General features: G+C 70.4%; 6 protein-coding genes and 1 pseudogene. 2 read left to right on the top strand and 5 right to left on the bottom strand.

All coding sequences use genetic code 11. The annotated features are described in order from the left end of the window. The 4 genes and pseudogenes from ACIKT0_RS13560 to carA form a co-directional block, all read right to left on the bottom strand. A pseudogene (locus ACIKT0_RS13560) lies at nt 1-283 on the bottom strand (hypothetical protein); the annotation flags it as partial. Then, nucleotides 280-798: a GNAT family N-acetyltransferase gene (locus ACIKT0_RS13555; protein ID WP_407105853.1), complete on the bottom strand. Its 519-nt coding sequence runs from the start codon at nt 796-798 to the stop codon at nt 280-282. The pseudogene ACIKT0_RS13560 and the gene ACIKT0_RS13555, both read right to left, overlap by 4 nt. Next, nucleotides 795-1,301: a hypothetical protein gene (locus tag ACIKT0_RS13550; protein ID WP_407105852.1), complete on the bottom strand. Its 507-nt coding sequence runs from the start codon at nt 1,299-1,301 to the stop codon at nt 795-797. The genes ACIKT0_RS13555 and ACIKT0_RS13550 overlap by 4 nt, the downstream gene beginning before the upstream one ends. A 12-nt stretch (nt 1,302-1,313) precedes the next feature. After that, complete coding sequence (gene carA / locus ACIKT0_RS13545) at nt 1,314-2,519, bottom strand: glutamine-hydrolyzing carbamoyl-phosphate synthase small subunit (protein WP_407105851.1); 1,206 nt, start codon at nt 2,517-2,519, stop codon at nt 1,314-1,316. Between the two features lie 134 nt (nt 2,520-2,653). Here carA and ACIKT0_RS13540 point away from each other — a divergent pair, with 134 nt between their 5' ends. Next, nucleotides 2,654-3,106: a GatB/YqeY domain-containing protein gene (locus tag ACIKT0_RS13540; RefSeq protein WP_407105850.1), complete on the top strand. Its 453-nt coding sequence runs from the start codon at nt 2,654-2,656 to the stop codon at nt 3,104-3,106. A 10-nt stretch (nt 3,107-3,116) separates the two neighbouring features. On the opposite strand, the gene ACIKT0_RS13535 is transcribed toward ACIKT0_RS13540, so the two are convergent. Continuing rightward, a complete protein-coding gene (locus tag ACIKT0_RS13535) occupies nt 3,117-3,719 on the bottom strand; it encodes an isochorismatase family protein (protein WP_407105849.1) in 603 nt (200 codons plus the stop codon). A gap of 140 nt (nt 3,720-3,859) precedes the next feature. On the opposite strand from ACIKT0_RS13535, the gene ACIKT0_RS13530 reads away from it, so the two are divergent. Next, nucleotides 3,860-4,500 (top strand): extensin-like domain-containing protein (locus tag ACIKT0_RS13530; RefSeq protein ID WP_407105848.1); only part of this gene is annotated, 641 nt, incomplete at its 3' end.

Raw genomic sequence — 4,500 nt, 5'->3', positions numbered from 1 at the left:
AGACGCCGCAGAAGATCAACGCCGATGACGATGAGCAGAAGCGCATAGGTGAGCCGCAGACCATCGCGATCCGGCCGCCGTGGCGGTCGATCATCCGTCCCGCGGCCGTCGAGACCACGCCCATCGTCAGGAGCGCGAGCGAAAAGCCCGCCTGCGTCCCGATCAGGCTCCAGCCGAAATCGGCCGCGATCCGGTCGCCGAAGGCGCCGATCAGATAGAAGGTCGATCCCCAGCAGATCAGCTGGCCGACGCCGAGCCGGAGGACGACGCCGCGGCTGATCACTCCGCGCGCCCTCCGAGCGGCCGCTGCATCAGCACCGTGTCGACCCAGCGTCCGAGCTTGAAGCCGACCGCCTCGAGCACGCCGACCTGCCGGAACCCCAGCCGCCGGTGCAGCGCGATCGAGCCGGCGTTCGCCGAATCGCCGATGACGGCCACCATCTGCCGCCACGGCCCCGCTTCGCAGCGGGCGATCAACTCCGCGAGCAGGGCGCTTCCGACGCCCTGGCCCTGCGCTTCGGCGGACACGTAGACGGAATCCTCCACCGTGTGCCGGTAGGCCGGCCGCGCCCGGTATTCCGCGGCATAGGCGTAGCCCAGCACGCGGCCGTCGCGTTCGGCCACGAGGTAGGGACGACCGGCGCCGATGATGGCGTCGCGCCGTCGGGCCATCTCCTCGACGCTCGGGGGCTCCAGCTCGAAGGTGGCGAGGCCGGCCACCACCTCCGGCTCATAGATGCGCTGGACCGCCGCCATGTCGGAATCGAGCGCGTCGCGAACCCGGAACGGTCCGCTCATGCGCCGCTCTGCCGGCATTTGCCGGGCAGGTTCTGGAAGTGGACGTTCCTGAGGCTCGCCTCGAACCAGACCGGCCCCTCGGCCTTCGGCTCGTACCGGTGGAGCTCGATCGCGATGTCTTCCTCATGCTGCGCGGCCTGAGAGGCGTCCGGCACGACGATGCGGGAGGAGATGCGCGCCGGATCGGCGGCGCTGAACGTCCACTCGGGACGCGGTTGGGAGACGCCGTCGAAATCGGCGCGCTCGCCATTGTCCTCGGCGACATAGATCTGCCGGAAGCGCGGCGCCGGGCCTTCCCGGTCGACCTCGAAGTAGAAGGCGACCCGGGGCCGCTGTTCGACGAACACGTAGAACTGGCAGTAGAGCCGGGTTCCGCCGGAATCCTGCGCCTGACGCGGCTCGGGCGTGCTGGCCTCCTCGGCCCGCCACAGCAGCCAGGCGCCGCCGGCCCCGGCCAGAATGACGGCGAGCAGGGCGAGAAGGCCTAGTCTGCGCGCCGTCATCCGCGTGGGTCCTTACGCCCGCTTGTTCATCATCTCGACGAAGCGGTGGAACAGGTAGTGGCTGTCCTGCGGGCCCGGCGAGGCCTCCGGGTGATGCTGCACCGAAAAGGCCGGGCGGTCAGTGAGTTCGAGGCCGCAGTTCGAGCCGTCGAACAGCGAGACGTGGGTCTCGCGCGCGGTCTCCGGCAGGGTGTCGCGATCGACCGCGAAGCCGTGGTTCATCGAGGTGATCTCGACCTTGCCGGTTATCAGGTCCTTCACCGGATGATTCGCGCCGTGATGGCCCTGATGCATCTTCTGGGTGTTCGCGCCGACCGCGAGCGCCAGCATCTGGTGTCCGAGGCAGATGCCGAAGGTCGGCACCTTCTTCTCCAGGACGCCCTGGATCATCGGCACCGCATAGGCGCCGGTGGCGGCCGGATCGCCCGGGCCGTTCGAAAGGAACACGCCGTCCGGCTCCAGCGCCAGCACCTCTTCGGCGGTCGCCGTCGGCGGCAGCACGGTGACCTCGCAGCCCGCGGCCGTCAGCATGCGAAGGATGTTGCGCTTGAGGCCGTAGTCGATCGCGATGACCCGTTTGGCCTCGCCCTCCGGCCGCTTGCCATAGGCGCCGGGCTCGGCCTGGCCGGGCCACGTCCAGCCGCCCTCGTCCCACTCATAGCGCTGGGTCGCGGCGACGAGCGGCACGAGGTCCTGGCCTTCAAGCCCCGGGAAGCCCTCAAGCTCGGCCTTCAGGACCGCCTCGTCGAACCGGCCGTCGGGCGCATGCGCGATGACCGCGTTGGCGGCGCCTTTCTCGCGGATCAGCGCCGTCAGCGCGCGGGTGTCGACGCCCGCCACCCCGACGATGCCGCGCGCCTTCAGCCAGGCGTCGAGGTCGCGGGTCGCCCGCCAGTTGGACGGAGAGGTGACGTCGGCCGCAAACACCGCGCCGCGTACGCCCGAGGAGGCGGCCGCGTTGATGGTCTCGACGTCGTCGTCGTTGACCCCGACATTGCCGATGTGCGGGAAGGTGAAGGTGATGATCTGGCCCGCATAGGACGGGTCGGTCAGGATTTCCTGATAACCCGTCATCGCGGTGTTGAAGCAGAGCTCGCCCGCCGCGATGCCTTCGGCTCCGATGCCCTGGCCTTCGATCAGGGTGCCGTCTGCCAGCAGAAGCCGCGCGGTCGGGCGCGCCTCATCCCAGCCGTGAGCGGCCGTGTCTTGTCCCGTCATGACGATTGCCTTAACCCAGCGCGAACGCCGCGCAGCGCCCGAAAGCGTAGTTGCGGCCGGAAACTAGGCGCCGCCCGGAAGCGCGTCAACCGACGCGCCGGCGCGCCAGCCCTGCAGGCTCAGAGGATCAAACCATGCGCGAGGCGATCAACGCCGCTGTCAAGGAGTCGATGAAGGCCCGCGACGCCGCCCGCACCGCGACGCTGCGCATGATGGGGGCCGCGATCAAGGATCGCGACATCGAGGCGCGGGGCGCCGGCAAGGGCGCGGCGACCGAAGACGAGCTCAAGCAGCTGCTCGCCAAGATGATCAAGCAGCGGCAGGAATCCGCCGCGATCTACGAGCAGAACGGCCGTCCGGAGCTCGCCGAGAAGGAGCGCGCCGAGATCGCCGTGATCCAGGAGTTCCTGCCCGCGCAGATGTCGCCCGAGCAGGTCGCGGCGGCGATCGACGTCGCCATCGCCGAGACCGGCGCGGCTTCGGTCAAGGACATGGGCAAGGTGATGGGCGCCCTGAAGTCGAAGTATGCCGGCGTGATGGATTTCGGCGCGGCGAACGGCGTCGTGAAGGCGAAGCTCGGCGGCTGACGCCGCCGGCTCACCTGCCCAGGCCGGAAGCGTCCGGCGTCACCACCGCGAACAGGTCTGCGAGCCCCGCCAGCGCGCCGTCATGCACCTCCTGCGCGGAGCGCGCCGGGCGGCCGAGCACGCCGGGCAGCGGCCGGCTCGCGACCGCGTTCTCGACGATCGTGACGCCATAACCGAGGTCGACGGCCGCGCGGGCCGTCGAATCCACGCACATGTGGGTCATGAAGCCCGTGAGAATCAGGTTCTTGCGGCCGAGTCGCTCGAGCGTCCGGCCGAATTCGGGGTTGGTGAAGCCGTTGGGAAGCTCCTTCTTGAACACCGGCTCGCCTTCGGCCGGGGCCGCCTGCGGGGCGATCTCGGCGCCCTCCGTTCCCTCCACGAACACGCCGGCGGGTGCGCGATGGACCAGATGCACGACCGGCGTTCCGGCCGCGCGGGCTTCCGCGAGCAACGCCGCGATCGCCTCCAGCGCCGGCTGCACGCCCGGCAGGGCGATCGGGCCGCTGACATATTCGTTCTGCGCGTCGATCACGACCAGCGTCGCGTCGGAGAGCGAGGCGGGGGCGGGCGCGGCGCCGGCGAGTTCGAGAAGCGTCTTGGGCGTTTCGGTCATGCGATCGGGACTCCTCCCGCGCGATCGGTCGCGCGGACGCCGCCATCCTCTCCCATGAGGCCCGTCACGGGAAGCCGCGGCGACCGCTGGGGCGCCTTCATTGATCGGCCGTTAATCTCGCACTTCGCATTTTAGAGAACATGATCATCCGCATTGCGATCTTTGTCGGGTTCTTCGGCTCGGCCGTGGCGCTCGCCGGCGTCGGCGCGTTTGGGCGCCAGGAACGCGCGGCCTGGCGCGGCGAGGCCGAGCAGGCGTGCGTCGCCGCCGGGCAGGTGAAGCCGACCACGTTCGTGCGTCCGCTGGGCGAGATCGCAGGCCAGGACATCTGCGGCGTCGATCACGCCTTCCGGGTGCTGGCGCTCGCCGACGGCGCCGTCGGCGTCGAGCCGGGCGCGCGTCTGGGCTGCGCCATGACGGCGGCGCTGGACCTCTGGGTCCGCGACACGGTTCAGCCCGCTGCGCGGGCGCGCTTCGGCGTCGAGGTGGCCGAGATTCGCAATGCGGGCTCCTACGCCTGCCGCAAGGCCAGGGAGGCGCCCGAGCCGGGGCTTTCGGAACACGCCTTCGGCAACGGCATCGACGTGGCTGCCTTCATCCTGGCTGACGGCCGCGAGATTCCGGTCGCGGCGGCCGGGGATCCCAGCGCCGCGGCCTTCCTCGACGACGTCCGGTCCGCCGCCTGCGGGCCGTTCAGGACGGTCTGGGGGCCCGGCGCGGACGGATCCGGCGACGGCCATCTCCATCTCGACCTCGCGCGCCACGATGTCGACGGACGCGT

It is taken from the genome of Hansschlegelia beijingensis, from assembly GCF_045505405.1.
Taxonomy (GTDB): domain Bacteria; phylum Pseudomonadota; class Alphaproteobacteria; order Rhizobiales; family Methylopilaceae; genus Methylopila; species Methylopila beijingensis_A.
Note: the sequence above shows the minus strand (reverse complement) of the source record. Positions and strands in the feature narration are given on the sequence as shown.

Bases quoted from the DNA above. Each gene is read 5' to 3' on its own strand.
- ACIKT0_RS13535 (WP_407105849.1), bottom strand. From the start codon at position 3,719: ATGACCGAAACGCCCAAGACGCTTCTCGAACTCGCCGGCGCCGCGCCC.
- carA (WP_407105851.1), bottom strand. From the start codon at position 2,519: ATGACGGGACAAGACACGGCCGCTCACGGCTGGGATGAGGCGCGCCCG.
- ACIKT0_RS13555 (WP_407105853.1), bottom strand. From the start codon at position 798: ATGAGCGGACCGTTCCGGGTTCGCGACGCGCTCGATTCCGACATGGCG.
- ACIKT0_RS13550 (WP_407105852.1), bottom strand. From the start codon at position 1,301: ATGACGGCGCGCAGACTAGGCCTTCTCGCCCTGCTCGCCGTCATTCTG.
- ACIKT0_RS13540 (WP_407105850.1), top strand. From the start codon at position 2,654: ATGCGCGAGGCGATCAACGCCGCTGTCAAGGAGTCGATGAAGGCCCGC.